General features: G+C 59.2%; 20 protein-coding genes. 7 read left to right on the top strand and 13 right to left on the bottom strand.

Going from position 1 to position 17,807, the window contains the following annotated elements; all coding sequences use genetic code 11:
• Window positions 1-59: 59 nt before the first annotated feature.
• Window positions 60-2,348, bottom strand: coding sequence for an ATP-binding protein (locus AC06DU_RS00460; RefSeq protein WP_478203202.1), 2,289 nt, complete (start codon window positions 2,346-2,348; stop codon window positions 60-62).
• A gap of 169 nt (window positions 2,349-2,517) precedes the next feature.
• On the opposite strand from AC06DU_RS00460, the gene AC06DU_RS00455 reads away from it, so the two are divergent.
• Entirely contained in the window at window positions 2,518-2,697 is a 180-nt protein-coding gene (locus tag AC06DU_RS00455) for a CsbD family protein (protein WP_016902944.1), read from the top strand.
• 267 nt (window positions 2,698-2,964) lie between these two features.
• On the opposite strand, the gene AC06DU_RS00450 is transcribed toward AC06DU_RS00455, so the two are convergent.
• Window positions 2,965-3,342: a winged helix-turn-helix transcriptional regulator gene (locus tag AC06DU_RS00450; protein WP_104576952.1), complete on the bottom strand. Its 378-nt coding sequence runs from the start codon at window positions 3,340-3,342 to the stop codon at window positions 2,965-2,967.
• Window positions 3,343-3,434: 92 nt separating this feature from the next.
• Between AC06DU_RS00450 and AC06DU_RS00445 the strand changes: the two genes are divergently transcribed.
• Window positions 3,435-3,842: a DoxX family protein gene (locus AC06DU_RS00445; protein WP_478203201.1), complete on the top strand. Its 408-nt coding sequence runs from the start codon at window positions 3,435-3,437 to the stop codon at window positions 3,840-3,842.
• Between the two features lie 137 nt (window positions 3,843-3,979).
• Here AC06DU_RS00445 and AC06DU_RS00440 read toward each other — a convergent pair whose 3' ends face one another.
• The 5 genes from AC06DU_RS00440 to AC06DU_RS00420 form a co-directional block, all read right to left on the bottom strand.
• A complete protein-coding gene (locus tag AC06DU_RS00440) occupies window positions 3,980-4,279 on the bottom strand; it encodes a DUF705 domain-containing protein (protein ID WP_478203199.1) in 300 nt (99 codons plus the stop codon).
• Between the two features lie 318 nt (window positions 4,280-4,597).
• The gene (locus AC06DU_RS00435) at window positions 4,598-5,026 is read right to left on the bottom strand and encodes a hypothetical protein (RefSeq protein ID WP_478203198.1); all 429 of its coding nucleotides are present in this window, start codon (window positions 5,024-5,026) and stop codon (window positions 4,598-4,600) included.
• A 179-nt stretch (window positions 5,027-5,205) separates the two neighbouring features.
• Window positions 5,206-5,376, bottom strand: coding sequence for a hypothetical protein (locus tag AC06DU_RS00430; RefSeq protein ID WP_478203196.1), 171 nt, complete (start codon window positions 5,374-5,376; stop codon window positions 5,206-5,208).
• Between the two features lie 110 nt (window positions 5,377-5,486).
• Window positions 5,487-6,224 (bottom strand): RNA polymerase sigma factor, encoded by a 738-nt coding sequence (locus tag AC06DU_RS00425; RefSeq protein ID WP_478203195.1) that lies wholly within the window; start codon window positions 6,222-6,224, stop codon window positions 5,487-5,489.
• Window positions 6,225-6,284: 60 nt separating this feature from the next.
• Window positions 6,285-6,638 carry a SymE family type I addiction module toxin gene (locus tag AC06DU_RS00420; RefSeq protein ID WP_478203194.1) on the bottom strand — a complete coding sequence of 118 codons (354 nt, stop codon included), beginning with the start codon at window positions 6,636-6,638 and terminating at the stop codon, window positions 6,285-6,287.
• A gap of 604 nt (window positions 6,639-7,242) precedes the next feature.
• Between AC06DU_RS00420 and AC06DU_RS00415 the strand changes: the two genes are divergently transcribed.
• The 3 genes from AC06DU_RS00415 to AC06DU_RS00405 all read left to right on the top strand — a co-directional run bounded on the left by AC06DU_RS00415 (window position 7,243) and on the right by AC06DU_RS00405 (window position 9,596).
• Window positions 7,243-7,464, top strand: coding sequence for an XAC0095 family protein (locus AC06DU_RS00415; protein ID WP_478203192.1), 222 nt, complete (start codon window positions 7,243-7,245; stop codon window positions 7,462-7,464).
• A 129-nt stretch (window positions 7,465-7,593) separates the two neighbouring features.
• Window positions 7,594-8,040: a hypothetical protein gene (locus AC06DU_RS00410; protein WP_115042890.1), complete on the top strand. Its 447-nt coding sequence runs from the start codon at window positions 7,594-7,596 to the stop codon at window positions 8,038-8,040.
• Window positions 8,041-8,213: 173 nt separating this feature from the next.
• Entirely contained in the window at window positions 8,214-9,596 is a 1,383-nt protein-coding gene (locus AC06DU_RS00405) for a hypothetical protein (protein ID WP_478203190.1), read from the top strand.
• A gap of 365 nt (window positions 9,597-9,961) precedes the next feature.
• On the opposite strand, the gene AC06DU_RS00400 is transcribed toward AC06DU_RS00405, so the two are convergent.
• The 4 genes from AC06DU_RS00400 to AC06DU_RS00385 form a co-directional block, all read right to left on the bottom strand.
• The gene (locus AC06DU_RS00400) at window positions 9,962-11,578 is read right to left on the bottom strand and encodes a TIGR04141 family sporadically distributed protein (RefSeq protein WP_478203188.1); all 1,617 of its coding nucleotides are present in this window, start codon (window positions 11,576-11,578) and stop codon (window positions 9,962-9,964) included.
• Between the two features lie 33 nt (window positions 11,579-11,611).
• Window positions 11,612-12,331, bottom strand: coding sequence for a restriction endonuclease (locus tag AC06DU_RS00395; RefSeq protein WP_478203187.1), 720 nt, complete (start codon window positions 12,329-12,331; stop codon window positions 11,612-11,614).
• 298 nt (window positions 12,332-12,629) lie between these two features.
• Window positions 12,630-12,872 (bottom strand): hypothetical protein, encoded by a 243-nt coding sequence (locus AC06DU_RS00390; RefSeq protein WP_153065366.1) that lies wholly within the window; start codon window positions 12,870-12,872, stop codon window positions 12,630-12,632.
• A gap of 351 nt (window positions 12,873-13,223) precedes the next feature.
• The gene (locus AC06DU_RS00385) at window positions 13,224-13,976 is read right to left on the bottom strand and encodes an SDR family oxidoreductase (protein ID WP_039411623.1); all 753 of its coding nucleotides are present in this window, start codon (window positions 13,974-13,976) and stop codon (window positions 13,224-13,226) included.
• A 139-nt stretch (window positions 13,977-14,115) separates the two neighbouring features.
• Here AC06DU_RS00385 and AC06DU_RS00380 point away from each other — a divergent pair, with 139 nt between their 5' ends.
• Window positions 14,116-15,009 carry a LysR family transcriptional regulator gene (locus tag AC06DU_RS00380; RefSeq protein WP_047126481.1) on the top strand — a complete coding sequence of 298 codons (894 nt, stop codon included), beginning with the start codon at window positions 14,116-14,118 and terminating at the stop codon, window positions 15,007-15,009.
• Between the two features lie 10 nt (window positions 15,010-15,019).
• Here the strand turns inward: AC06DU_RS00380 and AC06DU_RS00375 are convergent, their stop codons facing one another.
• Complete coding sequence (locus AC06DU_RS00375; RefSeq protein ID WP_478204476.1) at window positions 15,020-15,733, bottom strand: hypothetical protein; 714 nt, start codon at window positions 15,731-15,733, stop codon at window positions 15,020-15,022.
• Window positions 15,734-16,189: 456 nt separating this feature from the next.
• On the opposite strand from AC06DU_RS00375, the gene AC06DU_RS00370 reads away from it, so the two are divergent.
• Window positions 16,190-17,260 carry an ATP-grasp fold amidoligase family protein gene (locus AC06DU_RS00370; protein WP_478204474.1) on the top strand — a complete coding sequence of 357 codons (1,071 nt, stop codon included), beginning with the start codon at window positions 16,190-16,192 and terminating at the stop codon, window positions 17,258-17,260.
• Window positions 17,261-17,420: 160 nt separating this feature from the next.
• Here the strand turns inward: AC06DU_RS00370 and AC06DU_RS00365 are convergent, their stop codons facing one another.
• A complete protein-coding gene (locus AC06DU_RS00365) occupies window positions 17,421-17,783 on the bottom strand; it encodes a YciI family protein (protein WP_311539975.1) in 363 nt (120 codons plus the stop codon).
• Window positions 17,784-17,807: the final 24 nt, after the last annotated feature.

The following is a 17,807-nucleotide window of genomic DNA, read 5'->3' as shown; positions in this document are numbered from 1 at the left end:
GCCGGCCCGGTTGCCGGAACGCACCTGCCCTGACCGGCACATGCGCAGCGCCCAATTACTCAGCACTCGCTCGCAATCATTTCCTTGACCCGCGCCGCCAGCAGGCTGACGCTGAACGGCTTGGCCAGCACCGCCATACCCGGTTCCAGGTGGCGGTCGTTCAACTGCGCGTGCTCGGCAAAGCCGGTGATGAACAGCACCTTGAGCCTGGGCCGGCCCACGCGCGCGGCATCGGCCATCTGCCGGCCATTCATGCCGCCGGGCAGGCCCACGTCGCTGATCAGCAGATCGATGCGCGCCGGCGACTGCAGGATACCCAGCCCGGTGGCGCTGTCGCCGGCTTCCAGCACGGTGTAGCCCAGCTCTTCCAGCACCTCGGTGAACAGCAGGCGGATGGACGGTTCGTCATCGACGATCAACACGGTTTCGCCGGCCAGCGAGGGCGCCAGTTCCAGCGTGGCGGCACCGCCGTCGCTGCTGTCGTCGGCACCGGCATGCCGCGGCAGGTAGATGCACACCGTCGAACCCTTGCCCACTTCCGAATGGATGCGCACCTGCCCGCCGGATTGCTTGGCAAACCCGTAGATCATCGACAGGCCCAGGCCGGTGCCCTCGCCGATCGGCTTGGTGGTGAAGAACGGATCGAACGCGCGCGCCACCACATCCGGCGGCATGCCGGTGCCGGTATCGCTCACGCACAGCGACAGGTAGTGGCCTTCCGGCATGCCCAGCTGCTGGCCCATCTCGCGGTCGATCCGGCGGTTGCTGGTCTGCACGCACAGGCGCCCGCCGTCGGGCATCGCATCGCGCGCATTGATGCACAGGTTGAGCAGCGCGTTCTCCAGCTGCGGCGCATCCACCAGGGCCAGCCACAGCTCGGCCGCGGCAAGGTTTTCCACGCAGATCCCCGGGCCCACCGTGCGCTGGATCAGCTCCAGCATGTCCACCACCAGCCGGTTGACGTTGGTCGGCTTGGGCAACAGCGTCTGCCGCCGCGCAAATGCCAGCAGCCGGTGGGTCAGCGCAGCCGCGCGCGTGGTGGCGCCCTGCGCGGTGGCCACGTAGCGCTCCAGGTCGCGGAAGCGGCCTTGTTCGATGCGCAGGCTCATCAGCTCCAGCGCGCCGGAAATGCCCGCCAATAGATTGTTGAAGTCGTGCGCCAGCCCGCCGGTGAGCTGACCCACCGCTTCCATCTTCTGCGATTGGCGCAGCGCCTCTTCCACCGTCATCAGCTCGCGCGTGCGCTCGGTGACCCGCTGCTCCAGCGTGTCGCTCAGCTCGCGCAGTGCCGCCAGCGCGCGGTCACGCTCTTCCGACAGCGCGTGGCGCGCCTCGATGTCCAGCAGCACACCGGGAAAGCGCAGCGGCGTGCCATCGGCGCCCTTTTCGACCCGGCCATTGGCCTCCAGCCAGTAGTACTTTCCGTCGCGCCGCTTGACCCGGTACTGGTGCGCGTAGGCACCGCCACGGGCGAGCGCTTCGCCAATGGCCGCGCGCAGCCCCTCGCGGTCGTCCGGGTGCACGGTCTGGATCACCTGCTCCAGCGACAGGCCGGTGCGGCTGGTGGACGGATCAAAGCCGAAGTTCTGCGCAAACGCCTCGTCCACCGAAAACGCGTCAGTGGGCAGGTCCCAGATCCAGGTGCCGATGATCGCCCCGGCCGCCAGCGCCAGCTGCACGCGCTCGGCATTGCGGCGCGCCACGGTTTCGGCCTCCAGCGCGCGATCGCGCTCGCTGGTGCGGTTGACCACCTCGTGCACCAGGTGGGTGTTCTCGTTGCTCAACATCGCGTGCTGGATGTCGCGGTTGCGGTCGGCCGCCACCTGCGCGGTGGTTTCGATCGCGATATTCATCAGCCCCACGATGCTGCCGTCTTCGCCGCGGATCGGCGAGGCGGTGGCATTCCAGTAGGTCATCTCGTTGACGCCGTTGCGCAGCATCGGCAAGGCGATGACCCCCTGGCCGAAGCCCTCACCGGTTTGCATCACCCGGGCGAAGTCCTGTGCGATGGGCGCGTAGGTTTCCTTCCATACCTCGGTCACCGGCTGACCCAGCGCCTGCGGATGACGGTCGCCCATCGATTGCACGTACACGTCGTTGTAGAACATGCGCAGCTCCGGCCCCCACAGCACCGCACCGAGCAGGGTGGAGTTGAGCACCACCGACAACGACGAACGCAGCGACTGCGGCCAGGTCTCCGGCGTCCCCAGCGGCGTGGCGGCCCAGTCGTGTGTGCGCATCAACGCGCCCATCTCGCCGCCCCCCGCAAGAAACTCCAGGCCGGCGGACTCGGTGGCGGGGCGCTGTGTGCTCACGTGACGGCATTGCCTGGCGGAAAGTGCGCGCATTGTGGCACGCAGCGACCTCAGCAAGCCGTGCAGACGCGCGCGTGCCCCGCGGTGGCGCTGCACGCGCCAGTTGGGCGTGCTGACGCGGGGATGACGGCATGCCCACGTCGCACTCACGTCCTGCGGGTACAGACTGGGCTGCAACATCCCCAACCGTATGAGGCACCCCGTGGACAAGAACCGTATCGAAGGTACCGCCAAGCAGGTCAAGGGTTCCATCAAGGAAACCGTTGGCCGTGTCACCGGCGACAAGAGCACCGAGCTGGAAGGCGCTGCCGAAAAGAATGTCGGCAAGGTGCAGAACAAGGCTGGCCAGGTCGCCGACAAAGTGCGCGACGCCGCCAAGTAACGCTGGCAAGTCAACACTATAGGCAGGCATTACGCCCGCCGCGCTGAAGCAGTGGATTGGCCGTCAGGCGCCACGCACGACGACGTAGACGGTGGATTCCACTTCGGCGAGAGATCGCACCAACGCCCCGACATGATCGGGGCGTTGGCGTTTTGGGGTTTGTAAATCGTTTTTGAGTTACCGGGCTGACGGCCAGGAGTGTTTGCACGTCGCCGCAACGGTGATCAAACCATGTGCACGCGCACAACGCGCTCCCTGGACTGCGTCCTAAACGCCGGCCTTGCGGCCGCGCGCAGCGGGACGCTTCGCAACGCTGTCGCCATGTTGCTGCCACCACGCGGTCAGCGCTTCCATCGTTGGGCCCAGTCCGCGCGCCTTTGGCGTGATGGCGTATTCCACGCGCGGCGGCACCTGCGCAAACACGGTGCGCGTGATCAGGCCATCTGCTTCCAGCTCGCGCAATTGCGCCGTGAGCATGTGCTGGGTAACGCCGGGGATGGCCTTGCGCAGCTCGCCGAAGCGATACACGCGCTGATTGAGCAGCCACATGATTTCCAGCTTCCATTTGCCGGACAGCAACGCAAATGCGCGACGCATCTGTTCGTGCATGTTGCGCTCGCCGTCCTCAATGGTCTGCTTTTTCATACTAAGCCCCGGTGATTCATCCTACTTTTCAATCGATATCTTAGGCGACATTCTGATGGCCGGTTGCATTGACATAGTGGCTGGCAAACACCATGAGCATTTCTATTTACTGGATCAGTACCGCGCTACTGTGCCTGTTGTACCTGGCTTCTGCCGGCATGTATCTGGCCAAGGGCGAGTTCGTGCGCAAGGCGCAGGCCGAGCTGGGGTATTCGGCACCGTTGCTGGTGCCCTGGATGATCGTCATCAAGATCCTGGGCCCGGTAGCGATTGTGTGGCGCTTCAACACCGCGTTGAGCGATCTGGCCTACGCCGGCATGTTCTACCACCTGCTGTTGTCGGGCATGGCGCACCTGGGTGTGCGCAAGCCCAAGGGCGCGGTACCGGCCGCGTTGGGGCTGCTCTTCCTGCTCGCTTCATTCGGTACGCAAAACGCCGCGCGCCAGCCGCCCTCGCCCTATGCACCAACTGCAGCGGCCATCCACACAACGCTGCAGTAACGCGACACAGGGTGGACGCTGCCAGCTGGGCGGCTGTACCGCACCAAAAGCCAGCACACTAGATGCAACTGCGATTCAGCTGCAGCAATGGGCACAGTGCCTGTAGCACCTGTCCGAGCAGCTAGTTTGATGCCTCGTTATGCGTCGCTCGCATTGCCTGGGAGCACGTGCTGGCAGTAGCGCCACTCATGAACGGGCTGGTCGTCCAAGTAAACATCTGGCTTGGGCAAGAAGCCTTCAAAGCACTCTTCGATGCCCAGCTCCACTGCCGAGTCGCGGGCATACTCCGCTCCGCCGGAACTCCAGAGGTAAAGCGCTACTCCTTGCTGGTGCAACTCCCGCACGCGGGCGATGACAGGAGGCATAGGAATGCGTTTGGTGCCGAAGGTGCGAACCAATGTGTCATCAACATCTACAAACACCACACTTTGTTTCATGAGATACCTAGATTTTTAACGAGGAGCGAAGCGCGTCAGTACAGATAAAATGTTAGGCCGCAAAGCGCTAGCATTACGGGTACGAACATGACTAGCGGATTTTTAGTGCCGTCAGACAATGGCATGGTTTGCGATTTGGCTAGTGTTGGACCGCGAAATGCGGCATCGCACGATCCTCGACCAGTCATGGACTATCCCCAATCTTTCGCACCTCTGTCTTCGTCATTTTTGCTAAGCGAATGCGCCCGATGAAAACGAGCCCGAAATCTAGGAACAGCTGCATAGTTTATAGGTCCAATGACACGCGCTCGCAAACCGTTAGGCATCAGGCGCACGCACACATCTCCGACTAAGCGCATGCATCAGCACGATGATGAAAGGCACGACAACGAGGAGATAGAACACCTGAAACGCAGGAACGATGAAGAAGTTCCAGCCGTTCGTGGAAGCGTCTGTCGCAAACCACCACGCGTTCGGCACGACTGACAGTGCGACTAGGACACACAGCACGATTGACTTCAGCATCGGACCAGCCTTAGATGCTGGTATAAATGCGGTATAGATGGCATAGGGTGCTGCTCCAATCAATGCCGTGACCCCAAATGTAATGAATGCAGCCCACCAAGGGCCTTTATCGGCGAATACTTGCCACTCAATGGCGGTAGCCGCGAATGCGGCGGTGAGAAGCGCGCAGCACCAAGCGATGCGCTTTAACACCTCATGCAAGCGAGTGACAGAGCTCTTCATTGTGCCCAACTACTGGTCTACCGTCGGAATACGGCGTCGTACTATCCTCGCCGGACGGTGGACTAGCGTCAATAATTGAACTATCAGCCATCGTATCCGATCAAGCCTGTGGTTTGCGGAAGGTCTGCAATGAACTGTGCGATACGCGCATCGTGAGAGGCCGAGCGAAACGCAGCTGCCTATTGCGCGCATGTCCGAATGAGGGCTTCCTTTTCTTCTGCCGGTGAAGATTGCAGCTCTGCTGTCATCGCCTCCATCACTGCAACCGCCGAGTCCGGATCAACGACGTCATTGCCGGAAAACTCCAGGAAGACAAAAGCAGCAATAAGAGATTTGCAGAGATTTTCCATAAAGTCCGGAGAGTTGGATTCCTGAGTGGCCCAGGAAAGACTCTAGCTCCTTGTGGTCAATGGCCCATGCTGGCCGTGATTGCCAACCCGGGCAGTGCATTGCCCTGACGTTACTCGCCCACTGCCGCGCGGCAGGCCGCCAGGGCGCGGCTGATGTGCTTTTCCACCATCTTGACCGAGATGCCCATGACGGCGGCGACTTCCGGGTAGGTGAGGCCGTCGAAGCGGTTGAGCATGAAGGCCTGGCGGCATTTGGGCGGCAGCGCGGGCAGCGTGTGGGTGTGCAGGTGCTGCAGGGTGCGGCGGGCGTCCACCAGCTGGTCCACCGCCGTGCCGGCGGCGGCAAGCGGTTCGCTGCCCTCCAACGGCACGTGGCGGGAAGCGTGCCTGCGGTGGCGCGTGCGCCAATGCTCCAGCACCACGTTGTGGGCGATGCGGTACAGCAGCAGCTTGTAGCTGTGGATGTCTGGCGTGTCGCGGTAGGCCAGCAGGCGCAGCAGCGCTTCCTGGGCGAGGTCGGCGGCGGTGTGCGGGTCGCGCAGGCGCCGCCGCATGTAGGTGAGCAGCTCCGCCTGCAGCTGCACCACGGCCTGGTCGAAGCGCTCCCTGGCAGGCGCGCGCTCCTCGCGCACCTGCCAGCGCGTGGTGAAGCGGCCAAGCGCGTAGATGCCCGCCATGGGCGCGCGGGCCGGCAGCTCGCGCACGGCGTAGGCGCTGCGGTGGCGCCAGGGGCGGATGCCGTATTGATCAACCGTCACCCGGCTTGCGGCGTATGCGCGTGCCGCGACCGCCTGGCCGATGACAACGTGGCGGTCTGCATGCGACGCGCCGGTCATGCCCTCACTCATCATGCGACGTCTCCAGCAACGGGCCGGGCACATGTGGTGCGCACATGCGCTGCGGCGTGATCAGCGTGGGTCTACAAGGCTGATGACCAGCTCGCCATCGCGCTGGCGGATGTGCAGCTTGCTGCCGATGGCAAAGCCCAATTGTTCCAGCCAGCGGCCGCGCAGGCGCAGGGTGGGAATGCGCTGGTGACTGTCGGGATAGTACCCATAGCCGACGGTGCACTGCTGCGGCGCACGTGGGCGGCCGGGCCGCCGCGGTGTGCGGGGTTCGGCGCGAGGTTCGGGGATGGGCGTGCGCTCAAGGTACGGACGCGGCTGGATCGAGGGATCCAGCGAGCGCCAGACGACTTCGGTAGGCGGCGGCACCGTGGCGCGCTTGCGCGATGGCTTGGGACTGGACGTGGACCGACGCATGGTAAAGCCCTCCTTGACGAACAAGCCCCGTTGCACGACGCGACGGGATGTCGGGAGGCTAGAAACCGCACACAGACGGCAGGCGTTTTCCCAAAGGGATTCGCATTAGCCGCTTTCCGACGCAAGTGTCACGCCGATTACGCATGCAAGAAACTGCAGGCACAAAAAACCCACCGGTTTGACGGAGGTGGGTACCGCTGTGTGAGGAGTTTCTAGGCTCCTTGCAGCGAGATTGCTGCGCGTTTGGTGGTGTGTCAACTGGTTGCAGCGACTCATTGCAGTGCTGCGCTTAGCCAAAAAATTCTTTTATGTAGGCGGCTTCTCCGCACCCGGCCAGTCACCTCAGCTTGACCCTGCCCTGCGCCACCCGCACACTTCCAGCCGGAGCCTAGAAACTCCCCACACAGCGGTACCCACCTCCGAGTTTTGGTGGGTTTTTTGTGCTCGGCCATCTGGCTTGGCACTGCTCGGCGTTCCTACGCCGGGAGGGCGGCGAATACAACACCCGCAAGGGGAATAAGCCCGCCGGCTGTGTGCGGTTTCTAGCCTCCCGGCATCCCGCTGCGTTGTGCAGCGGGAGCTGCCTCACGGCAAGGAGAGCGGCATGCACGACGAACCCGGTTACTGGATGTCCGAAGGCGCGCAATACCACCTGCTGCGCATACGCGACCAACTGCGCCTGCTCGCTACCCTGGCCACACCACGCACTCGCGACGAAGCCACGCTGGGGTCGCCAACGATTCCGCTACAGCAATGGGCCCATTGCCTGCAGCACCTGGCCGAGCAGGTAGACGATGTGCTCAGTGATCTAGGCAGCGCGAAGTAGCGGCACCATCCTTGTGTGCATTGGGAAAAAAACGCACCAAAGACAGCGCCCCGAATACTAAGCGGACTGAACCACCCACTTCTCAACAACGTAGGCTAGGATCGGTGCGTCAAGGGGGGGGGGAACACCATGGACAGGGTCATCAACGCGCACCGTGTCGTGTTGGCACTAACAACGCTGTGCTTGCTTGCGTACGGACAAGGCGTGGCGGCGCAGAGCATGCGCTTAGCCGCAGGTAAGGCGAACAGCAAGTACATCCCGCCAACGCGGCAGCCGTACAACTCCATGGCGCGCGACACCACGCCCTTCAATTGCGAGCAATACCGCGCGCACCCGCACCCGGGCATAGTGCTTCATTGCCAAGGCATTGAGAACATGACCCTGCGTAATGAAGCGCGCAGCCAAGGCCGCCCTGCCTCATCGAATTCCATCATTGCGCTACCGGGGCTGGGCACGGAGGAGGCCAAACGGCTGGGCTATGCATGCGTGGCTGGGCAGGCGATGAAGCGGCTTCGAAATGGATGGGAGCAGATGTCGGCTGCTGCGGGTGGATGGCAACGGTGTCAAGGCGGCTAGGTGAACTTCACTCCGTTATCAGGCTGTTAAAGGTGCGATCTACGGTAAAGAATTAAGGTTGGTTAAATTCTCAATTCTTAAAAAGTAAATTTTTTAGGCCTGTAGCGTCGCCAGCTACCGCGCAGCCGTTTTAAATCCCTGCGTAAAATTTTTCTTAATAGTGAGATAACGCGATGAGCACCTTCGGTATTCTTGAACGAACTAGAGCTAAAGAATTTTACGAACTTCTTGTTGAAAGGCTCGGGGTTGATGCTTGGACTGAGCGAAAATCAGCCTACATGAAGTGTATTAGAGATAAAGAATCCCATTTCAACATCAATCTCCCTATCGAAAATCAGATATTTACTCCGTCAGATGATGACATCAATTGGTACATCTTGGCGTCTTATCTAGCTTATGACTTCCCTTACAGTGACATCGCTTTTAGCGGCAGGCGAATTTTAACGTATGCCATGGCCATTGGGTCCGTTGCTGAGAAGCTTCGCAGAGTGCCTAATGTAAATTCTGTTCTCGACAAAATGCTTGCAAACAACAATAACCCGGAAACCCAGATTTTTGAGTTATTAACAGCTGCCTTCTATCTTAAAAATGATTATGACGTTTCATTCATTCCAGAAAATAGCGTTTTATGGCCAGACGGAAATCGAAAATCTCCAGACCTTCTCGTCAAATCAGGAAAAAGTGAATTTTATGTTGAATGCAAGCGATCAGACAAACAGACAAAGTACTCCAGGATTGAGCAAGATGCATGGGATATGATTTGGACCAAGCTAAGCGAACGAATGCTTAAGTTTGCACCGTGGAAAGTTATCGACCTTACTTTCCATGATCAAGTTACTAATGTTCCATCAGAAGACGTTATCAGAGCAGCGGAACTGATTATCAAGGCTAACGGCGAATTGGTAACTACAGAGTCGATCAGTGGGAAGCTACGAGCAATTGATAAAATGGCGCTGAAGCGTCACTACAAAAAGTACCTTGTCAGCCCGAATAGCGCTCAACAGGAACTATTGATATTCGGCGATATTGATAGTAATGAAAAGCGCAGCACGGCGACTATAGCTCGCCAAGTAGTAAAGTGCGGCGCCATAAGCGACGTTCTAAACTTTTATATCAAAGATATCGCCCATTGCGTTGGTGCGCAATGGCGCTGCGACCATGCTTCTTCGATTTCCGCACGTTCAAAACACTTCAAAAGCTTGATTAATGACGGAGTGAGCCAAATCCCCCCAGATCGACCTGGTATTGTGCATGTCTGGTATGAAACTCGTGACGGTATCGCCGTTGAAGAAATGCGTCGTGAAAAAAATATCCATAATATTTCCAACTATGATGCCTCTCAGTCAACGGTCATGGGAGTATTGGTACATTCTGTGAATTATTATCCCCGTGAGAAGAATTTCCAGTGGGCGGAAACGGTGCAGGAGTTTGCCCGTCTACCAGGTTTGCTATCCGTCTATCCAAAGCAGTCGTTGATGCTTGGTGGTGACGGCGGAGGCGAGATTGAAGGCACAACTCACTGGGCGCAGGACAAAGCGGCAAAAGCCACTGAGTGAATTGTGGCGCAGATCAGCGCAAGGAAAATTGTGCTTGGATGGCAGCTAAGGAAGCTCTCAGCATGCTTTACGGACACAAAGGTCAGCTATCGCGGTCTTGCGAAGACAAAGCTCAAGTGCTGAAGTCGTTTACGTGATCCAATCTGAGAATCGTCCGCCGGCAATTGCTGCCGGCCGGTCGGTGATGCTGCTTGGCAGTGGGATAAGCCGCCAGAAGCGGTGTGTATACAGCTCAAAAGCCAAAACTCCAAGCCATCTTGGCGGTGCCAATTTAATTTATAAATTTCTTGCAGGCTATTCAAACCGTCCCCAAGAGGCCACATGAATAAGATCAAGGCCTTGCGGGGCGTCATGAGATAACGATCTTAATTGACAGGCTTTGGCTTAAACTTTTTTGTTTGCGACAGTAGCGGAGATATGGGGATTCTTGATATCGCGACACGATAGCCAAGTGCACTCAGCTGTAAGAACGCGTTCTTTAACGTTACTTTCGAGAAAAATGGAAGCTCCAGCGGTAAATTCTTCTCAGTGGCTATTGCATAGACCACCTTGTATTCACCTGTATCAGGCCTCAATGAAGTGTCTAAAAGTGCAATATGCTTGGGCAGCTTCTCGTTTAGCTTATTTCTGAACTCCTCGTCTTTTGCGAAGGTCTCTGCAGCCACGGTTCCTTGAGAAAACAAGTGACTGAGGGTAGCTGAAGATCTGTAGTATTTTACGTGAACGAAAATTGTACTACCAATAATAACGTCGCAAAATTCAATTTTGTCGTGAGGGCCTCCCGTCTTTACATTATTCTTATCCATCAAATGAAGATTGAAATCGCTGTCGCAGATATTTTTATTGTATTCACCCTCGTTAGCGAAAGAGTAAGGCGGCAAGAGATTTTCAATCAACTCTATTTTACTCAGGTGTGAATCAATCTGCTCAATGAAATTCGACTCAACTTTGAACCAAGAGCCATTACGAAGTATATATCTTTCATTTTTATCCACGACCTCAGCATATAAGCACCTATAAGCCGACCAGCTTTTGATAGAAACATAGTTCGAATTATTTATGTGTATATTGATTTTTTTTAACGATTCCATGTTGAGGGGAAGTTCTTTCTTGGCTATATATTCACCCAAATCTTTAATGTCCAATGTTTGGTGCCGAGGAGAACTTTTATACATGTCGAATGAGTACCCCGCATTCGTCTCCCAATCTACTATTTCAGGTTCTCCTAACCAGACCCTCTCCGAGCTTCCTTCTTGAATCAAATCATCTAATAACATATCCAATATTAGAATAGTTTCCTCATCCCTTACTCTTGCAACGTTGTCGATCCATGCATAAGCAACTGGAAGCTTTTGCTGAAACAGCTCGAACGATTTTTTTAAAATATTTACTATCCCAGTCAAACTTGTTTCAACCATTAAAGTTAGCGAATCACGCCCCGTTATCTGGTTTCCCAATAACGGATACTTGCATGCCCCTGTCACTGCGTATACAAGATCAGACTCAGAATCAACCTGAAGATCGAAAATATCTGAATTTAAGGTACTCTGGGTCCGTGAACTTAATGGATTGTCGTCGTAACTGGCTTTGTCGAGGCTTCGGAGCTTATCAGGTTCTACTGCATTTAATGTAACTCGCAACCCAAAATCACGCTCTATCATTTCACCTCTGATGAGATGAAACCCGGTCCCAAATGAAAGCAGAAAACTCCTATCACCCGTCGAGACCAACAAAACAGCACCAACATTTTTGCTCGAACCAAAAACTATATCTGATCCATCAGGATGTTCCGTGAAAATCTTTGTCCAAGGAGGAGACTTTATGCCTGAATCGCGCTTTATAAAAAGTCTTGCCTCACTATTCTCAAGAGTAAAATCATGCGCTGAAAGCACCATTTCTTGTTTTATAGATAGTTCCGGCGTTTGAAGTCCGCTCTTAATAAGATAAATTGACAGTTTTTCTTTGCGAGTTCCGTCTACCAAGATCCCTCCCCCTCAAAATAATCGGAAATGCTATTAAAAACAGGTATAAACCCGCTTATGCTCTACCTCGACAGTTCGGGAAACAGGCACACCCGCCAAACACCTAACCTGTTCGCCGATTCGTCCGCTCAACAGGGGACTGCAGCACGGTGTCTCCAATGCGGCGCTTAAGCGTTGCGAAGAACTTTGTTCAACTCGTACTTCAGACCTAGCTTGGGCAATGTCCAGCAGCTGCACCGTACGAATTGTCTCGAGCAGCTCTGTTCTACTCATCAGCGCAAGCGGTTTTCCATGCACAAAGTGCTCTGCCTCTTTTGTACAGGCACCGCTGCAAAAGATCTGCACCAAATCAACTTTGCGACGCGCGAAAAGGCCGTAAATATCACGCATAACACTGATGCCCACCGGGCACTTCCATTGCGTAAAGCGCACCAGCAAGTGGCGGCCGTCTTTGCGCAGGGTTAGGTCGTGCCACCGTCGGTGCCACCCAAACGGGTTTCTTCCACGGCATAGCTTTCGTGGAGGAAAGCTTCGCCCACTAGCATTTCGAACTGGTGCCAGCCATTGTCGGCCAAGCTTTCTAGTGTGGTGCAGGTGTCCAAGAGTTTGCGGCGATTGTAGGTGCCGACGAACTAAACGAAGGCGGCTAGGAAACAGATGGCAAACACCACCAGAGCGCTGGGTGCAAGCGAAGTATTGATGCCTTGATTGAAATTGGGCCGCTTTAGTGTCACAGCAGCCATGGCACGCCATGACGCATGGCGAAAAAGTGCCAATACCCGTAGCGAACCCAGGCGGCCACCGGAGTGATCGCCCGGCAGCAAGCCCGTTACTTCCCCGTCTGCTTCCCATGCATGAAACCCCCGTTCCAGACTGCACACTAACGTTGTGTAGCAGTTTTGTCAGCGGGGTACCCGACATTTTGTACCAGTGGTGTCGCCGGCTGTAATTGCACGCATTGAATCACTTGGGTAAGAAGCGCTCGTGCTTGGTCGAGCGCCTCTTTCCGATTTACTGCAGCGCTCGCTTATTTACTGCAGTGTTCGCTTAATTACTTCTTCTTTTTCTTGTCCGGCGCCTGGCTTAAAGCGGACGCGGCCGCTGTTTTTGAGTCCTTGCCGGTGCTGCCGCTTTTCAGGACCTTGCTAGCCGCCTTTGCCGCTTTGAGGCCGGTTTTCTCGTTGGTCGCCATGCGTGTGACCTCCTTGCCACCCGGATGGTGGCGATGCGACGCTAGGCCGATTAAGTTGGCCGCACAAGGCTGCAGCGCGCGATGCGGCAGATACTGCAACACCATCAGATCCAACCGTTTGCCGGTGTCCTACTCAGATCCACGTAATCCGGATCAGCCGTCTATATAGACCCGCGGCCTTGGCGTTGCCATCTCCGCTTTCCTGAAATGAAAAAACCGGCTCAAGGCCGGCTTTTTCTCCCTGACTCCTAAGGTGCAAGCCCGTAGCAATGAGGGTTAGTTGTTGAAGCGCACGTTAGGTACGACCGGCAGACACGTCAACCTGACATGACGGCAGCAGGCTGTATCCACCTCTGCTCCAACGATATTGCTTGGGAACGTCTGGCTAGCATGTAGTCGATGCAGCCTTACTGGCGGCGATCGTCGCAGGTAAAGCCACTGCCTTCGAAACGCTCAGCCGTTGAGCGTGCGGCCGCCGTCGACGATGAGTTCCGAGCCCACCGTCCAGCGGGATTCGTCCGAGGCCAGGTACAGCACGGCCTTGGCTACTTCGTCCGGGGTGCCGAAGCGGCCGAGCGGGATGGTGGCGGCGATGTCCTGGTTGACCTGGTCGCGGTACGCGTCGGGGATGCCGAGCTTGTCGTACAGCGGGGTTTCTACCGGGCCGGGGCTGACCGCGTTGAGGCGGATGCCGCGCGCCAGCAGTTCGCTGGACAGGGTCTTGGCCATGCTCAGGAACGCCGCCTTGGTGGCCGCATACACCGATGAGCGGGCCGCGCCCACATGCGCATTGATGGAGGTGTTGAGCACCACCGCGGCGGGGTTGGCGAACACCGGCAGCAGCGCCTGCATGAGGAAGTACGGGCCTTTGACGTTGATGGCGAAGGAGGCGTCAAAGGCCTGTTCGGTCCAGTCTTCGATCGGTGCCCACACCGACACGCCCGCATTGAGGAAGGCGATGTCGAGCTGGCCGTAATGCGCCTGCACCGCCTGCGCCAGCTGCTGCTGCGCGGCGACACTGGCCGAATCGGCGCGCAGCACCAGCACCTCGGCGCCCAGCGCAGCCTTGGCATTGGCGATGGACTCGGGGTTGTTGCCGGTGACGATGACGCGGGCGCCTTCGGCCAGGAACTGGCGGGCGGTCTCCAGGCCGATACCGCTGGTGCCGCCGGTGATGAGGGTGCGTTTGCCTGCTAGACGGGACATGGGGTGCTCCTGGGAGTTGGCAGGCCCGCCGCATGTTGCTGGCCTTCGATGGGGTACAGCTTGGGCCCATGCCCAATGTGGCGGAAGACCGCGCCGGCACATACCATTCATGCGATATGCGCATGAATGGGGGTGGGTAATGGACCGGTTTCTGCTGATGACCTGCTTTGCGCGTGCGGTGGAAACCGGCAGCTTTTCTGCGGCCGGGCGCGACCTGGGCCTGGGCCAGCCCAATGTCAGCCGCCACGTGGCGGCGCTGGAAGAGCACCTGCACACGCGGCTGCTCAACCGCTCCACCCGCAAGCTGGTGCTGACGCCGGAGGGCGAGCGCTACTACGCGGAGGTGCGCCGCATCCTGGATGCGGTGGGCGAGTCGGAGATGGCGCTGCACGACAACGTGCAACCGTCCGGCTTGCTGCGGGTGGCCTGCCCCACGGCCTTGTCGCACCACTATGTGATGCCGCTGGTGCCGGAGTTTTTACGGCGCTTTCCGGGCCTGGAGCTGGATCTGCAGATCAACGACCGCTTCGTCAATCTGCTCGACGAGGGCGCGGAGCTTGCCATCCGCATTGGCCACCTGGAAAACAGCGCGCTGCGCGCACGGCGGATCGGCACGTTCAAGCGCGTGTGCGTGGCAAGCAATGCTTATCTTGCCGAGCGCGGCGTGCCCCGCGTGCCCGAGGACCTGCGCCAGCACGATTGCGTGCTGTACACCCTGCTGGCCTCCGGGGCGATGTGGCGTTTCAAGGATGTGGAGGTGCCGGTGTCCGGCCGGATCCGGGTCAATTCGCCGGAGGCCGCGCGCGAGTCGGTGAGTGCGGGCCTGGGCATCGGGCAGGGGCCGGAGTGGTTGTTCGAGCAGGGGCTCAAGGCCGGGCAGCTGCAGATCGTGCTCGGCGCATTCTCCGCACCTGCGGTGCCCATGCACATCCTCTATGCGGCCAACCGGCTGGTGCCGAAGCGGGCGATCGTGTTCATGGATTTTATTGCCGAGGCGTTTGCCAAGATTCCGCAACTGAATGTGGGGGGCTGATCGCCCGGCGTTATTCCAGCGGCCGTGGCGAGGGGCGCTGATACTTGGAAAACGTCTTGTGCAGTGACGCGGCGCGCTCGTCGGCAACGACGTTTTCAACACTGCTCAGGCCACGCGATGCGATGACGGCCGAGGCTTTTGCATCGCCCAGCAGATAGGCCAGGCGCAGGTAGGCCAGGCTGTCGACCAGGTTCTTGTTTGCGGTGTCGCTGACGTACACGTCCGACAACCCGTAGTACGCATACAGGTTCCCCGCCACCGCGGCCCGCCGCAGGATGTCGATGCCCTGATAAAAACGGCCCGCCAGTGCGGTTTTTTTGCCGTAGATCACCGTTGCGGGCTGGTTGCCTGCCTGCGACTCGGCCTTGAGCTGATCCAGCGTCAGGGTTTCCAAGCGGGCCAGTTCGTGTTCCGTCGGGTAGCCGTGGCGCAGCAGCCACTGCGCCTCTGCATCGGAGTTGGCGATCAACGGCCCACCGGCCGGGCAGGCATTGGGGCCCTGCGGGCAGAGATAGCGCCTTGCCTGCTGGCTGACCGAAGGCGGCCTGCTATTGGCCGCCTGGGCGGGCGGCAGTGCGGCGACGTTGCCATCTGCGGTGGCGGGGCTGGCTGCTGCCTGCGCCGATGTGGGCGCCTTATCGGTTTGCGCGGCTTGGTCTGTTTTGCCGCAGGCGGCAAGCGCAAGGCACAGCGCTGCCAGGGGCGTGAGTTTGGTGACGTGCATGGGCCATCCGTTGCGGGCTGCAGTGCCGGTGCGTGATGTTGCGCGATGCCGGCCTGCGATGCGACTGCCTCCCCTTGCCGGCCGCGCCGGCATTTGCTCCCACGCACTGTCGCCCAGGTGGCGGCGCATGCGTGCGCCATTGCGCGCCTGCCCCGCAGCCCGGGCGGGCGCACCCGGCGCGGCGTTGTGCCGGTTGCTTGTGCCGCACGCGCCAGGCGGCCGGTCGCAGGCCCTGGCCTGCGCAGGTTTGCGCGGCGCACAAAAGCGGGCGCTAGCGCGGGCCCGGGCGCCGGCCTTTATGCCCAAAGCGACGCGATCTTTGCGCAATCGGGTCGCTTGAGACGATTCGCAACCCTGGTCTGCGTCTTTCCGTATACCGTGACACACATCACACTCAAATGTGATGCAAGTCTCACTTCACTACGGACGAGGGATCTGGCGATGGCCGACAACGGGATGGGGCTTCAGGCGCAGCCGCTGGGCGCGCACGGTGGGGCAGGTCAGCCGTGGGCTGCGCTACTGCCGGCGTTGACGACGTCTCCGGGCGACGGCCGCACCACGCCCACAGGCACCGACGCGGCCGGCCTCAAGCGCCTGCTGCGCAAGGGTGCGCGCGGCCTGCTGCGCACCCTGCCCTGGCGGCACCAGGACCGGCTGTACTACCTGCACACCTTCGGCCGGCTGCCGGATCTGTACGCGCCCAAGTGCTTCAACGAGAAGATCCTCTACCGCAAGTGCGTGCACGGCGATTACCCACTGTACCGGCGGCTGGCGGACAAGTTTGCGGTGCGCCCGTATGTGGCGGCCAGGATCGGCGAGGCGCACCTGATCCCGCTGCTGCTGGACAGCACCGACCCGCAGGAGCTGCTGCGCCTGCCGCAGTGGCGGCAGACCGTGATCAAGGCCAACCATGGCGCGGCGATGGTGGAGGTGGTGCGCGATGAGCCCGATGCGCAGCAGAAGCGCCGCATCATCGAGCGCTGCGGCCAGTGGCTGCAGACCGACTTCTCCGACAAGGTGCGCGAGATCCATTACCGCGATATTCCGCCGCGCATTTTGGTGGAGCAGTACATCGGCGATGCGCAGCAGGTGCCGGTGGACTACAAGTTCCACATGTTCCGGCAGGTGGACGGCAGCTTTCAGTACGTGCTGCAGGTGATCTACGGGCGCTTCGACACGCCGAAGTTGGGCATGACCTTCTTTGTGGGCAACCTGCACGAGGCCTTTCACCGCATCCGCGACGACGGGCGCGCACCGCCCTGCGCGCCGGCGCTGCTGGAACAGGCGTTGGAGCTGAGCAAGGTGCTGGCAAGTGACTTCGATTACGTGCGGGTGGACTGGTACATCCAGCACGGGCAGGTCTATTTCGGCGAGCTGACCTTTACCCCGGGTGCGGGGCTGGTCACCGGCCTGGACCGCGGGCTGGACCGGATGATGGGCGACATGTGGGTGCAGCGGCGTGCGCCGGTGGAGGCGGCGTTTCCCACGCAGGGTTTGGGCGCCAGCGCGCGGGTGCCGGTGCGGTGAGAGCGTTCGCCCGCCCCGTTCGGGCGGCCGACAACTGACAGCGTGGCCTGAGCGCAGCACGCCTGCGGCCGCCATGGCTTGCTGCATGCGCGGCGCGCTCTCGCCACCGCAACGTGCGGCTGCGATGACGATTTGAGCGTGCCATATGCAGCGCGGCGTTTTATCCGCGCGCCTTCAAATGCAGCATGGGGTAATGCGCATACTGCCCGACCCCGTGTTTGATGATCGGGTCCTGTGCGGTGATGGCGGCAATGTCCTGGTCGTCGGCAATCTGATACAGCGACAGACCAAAGCCGCCGGTTTCATCGATGACCGGGCCATGCGCCAGCAGGATTCCCTCGGCCAGGCGCTGGTCCAGAAACGCAGCATGCTGCTGCATCAGGGCTTTTTCCTGATCCGACATGGTGGCCAGAAAGTCCGCGCGCGGCGGGATGAATTTGCAGAAATACGCTTTCATTCTCGTGTACTCGTGGCAAAGGGGATGCGTCACGGCTTTAGCAAAGCCGTTGATGGGTGATAACACGGGGTTTTGCGCGGTTTACTTGAT

Source organism: Xanthomonas sp. NCPPB 3200 (assembly GCF_056393585.1).
This window is presented reverse-complemented; position numbering and strand designations above follow the sequence as displayed.

Coding starts and splice junctions, on each gene's coding strand:
- AC06DU_RS00440 (WP_478203199.1), bottom strand. CDS start 4,279: ATGAAACAAAGTGTGGTGTTTGTAGATGTTGATGACACATTGGTTCGC.
- AC06DU_RS00405 (WP_478203190.1), top strand. CDS start 8,214: ATGAGCACCTTCGGTATTCTTGAACGAACTAGAGCTAAAGAATTTTAC.
- AC06DU_RS00385 (WP_039411623.1), bottom strand. CDS start 13,976: ATGTCCCGTCTAGCAGGCAAACGCACCCTCATCACCGGCGGCACCAGC.
- AC06DU_RS00380 (WP_047126481.1), top strand. CDS start 14,116: ATGGACCGGTTTCTGCTGATGACCTGCTTTGCGCGTGCGGTGGAAACC.
- AC06DU_RS00375 (WP_478204476.1), bottom strand. CDS start 15,733: ATGCACGTCACCAAACTCACGCCCCTGGCAGCGCTGTGCCTTGCGCTT.
- AC06DU_RS00420 (WP_478203194.1), bottom strand. CDS start 6,638: ATGCGTCGGTCCACGTCCAGTCCCAAGCCATCGCGCAAGCGCGCCACG.
- AC06DU_RS00450 (WP_104576952.1), bottom strand. CDS start 3,342: ATGAAAAAGCAGACCATTGAGGACGGCGAGCGCAACATGCACGAACAG.
- AC06DU_RS00430 (WP_478203196.1), bottom strand. CDS start 5,376: ATGGAAAATCTCTGCAAATCTCTTATTGCTGCTTTTGTCTTCCTGGAG.
- AC06DU_RS00435 (WP_478203198.1), bottom strand. CDS start 5,026: ATGAAGAGCTCTGTCACTCGCTTGCATGAGGTGTTAAAGCGCATCGCT.
- AC06DU_RS00415 (WP_478203192.1), top strand. CDS start 7,243: ATGCACGACGAACCCGGTTACTGGATGTCCGAAGGCGCGCAATACCAC.
- AC06DU_RS00460 (WP_478203202.1), bottom strand. CDS start 2,348: ATGCGCGCACTTTCCGCCAGGCAATGCCGTCACGTGAGCACACAGCGC.
- AC06DU_RS00370 (WP_478204474.1), top strand. CDS start 16,190: ATGGGGCTTCAGGCGCAGCCGCTGGGCGCGCACGGTGGGGCAGGTCAG.
- AC06DU_RS00410 (WP_115042890.1), top strand. CDS start 7,594: ATGGACAGGGTCATCAACGCGCACCGTGTCGTGTTGGCACTAACAACG.
- AC06DU_RS00445 (WP_478203201.1), top strand. CDS start 3,435: ATGAGCATTTCTATTTACTGGATCAGTACCGCGCTACTGTGCCTGTTG.
- AC06DU_RS00395 (WP_478203187.1), bottom strand. CDS start 12,331: ATGGCGTGCCATGGCTGCTGTGACACTAAAGCGGCCCAATTTCAATCA.
- AC06DU_RS00425 (WP_478203195.1), bottom strand. CDS start 6,224: ATGAGTGAGGGCATGACCGGCGCGTCGCATGCAGACCGCCACGTTGTC.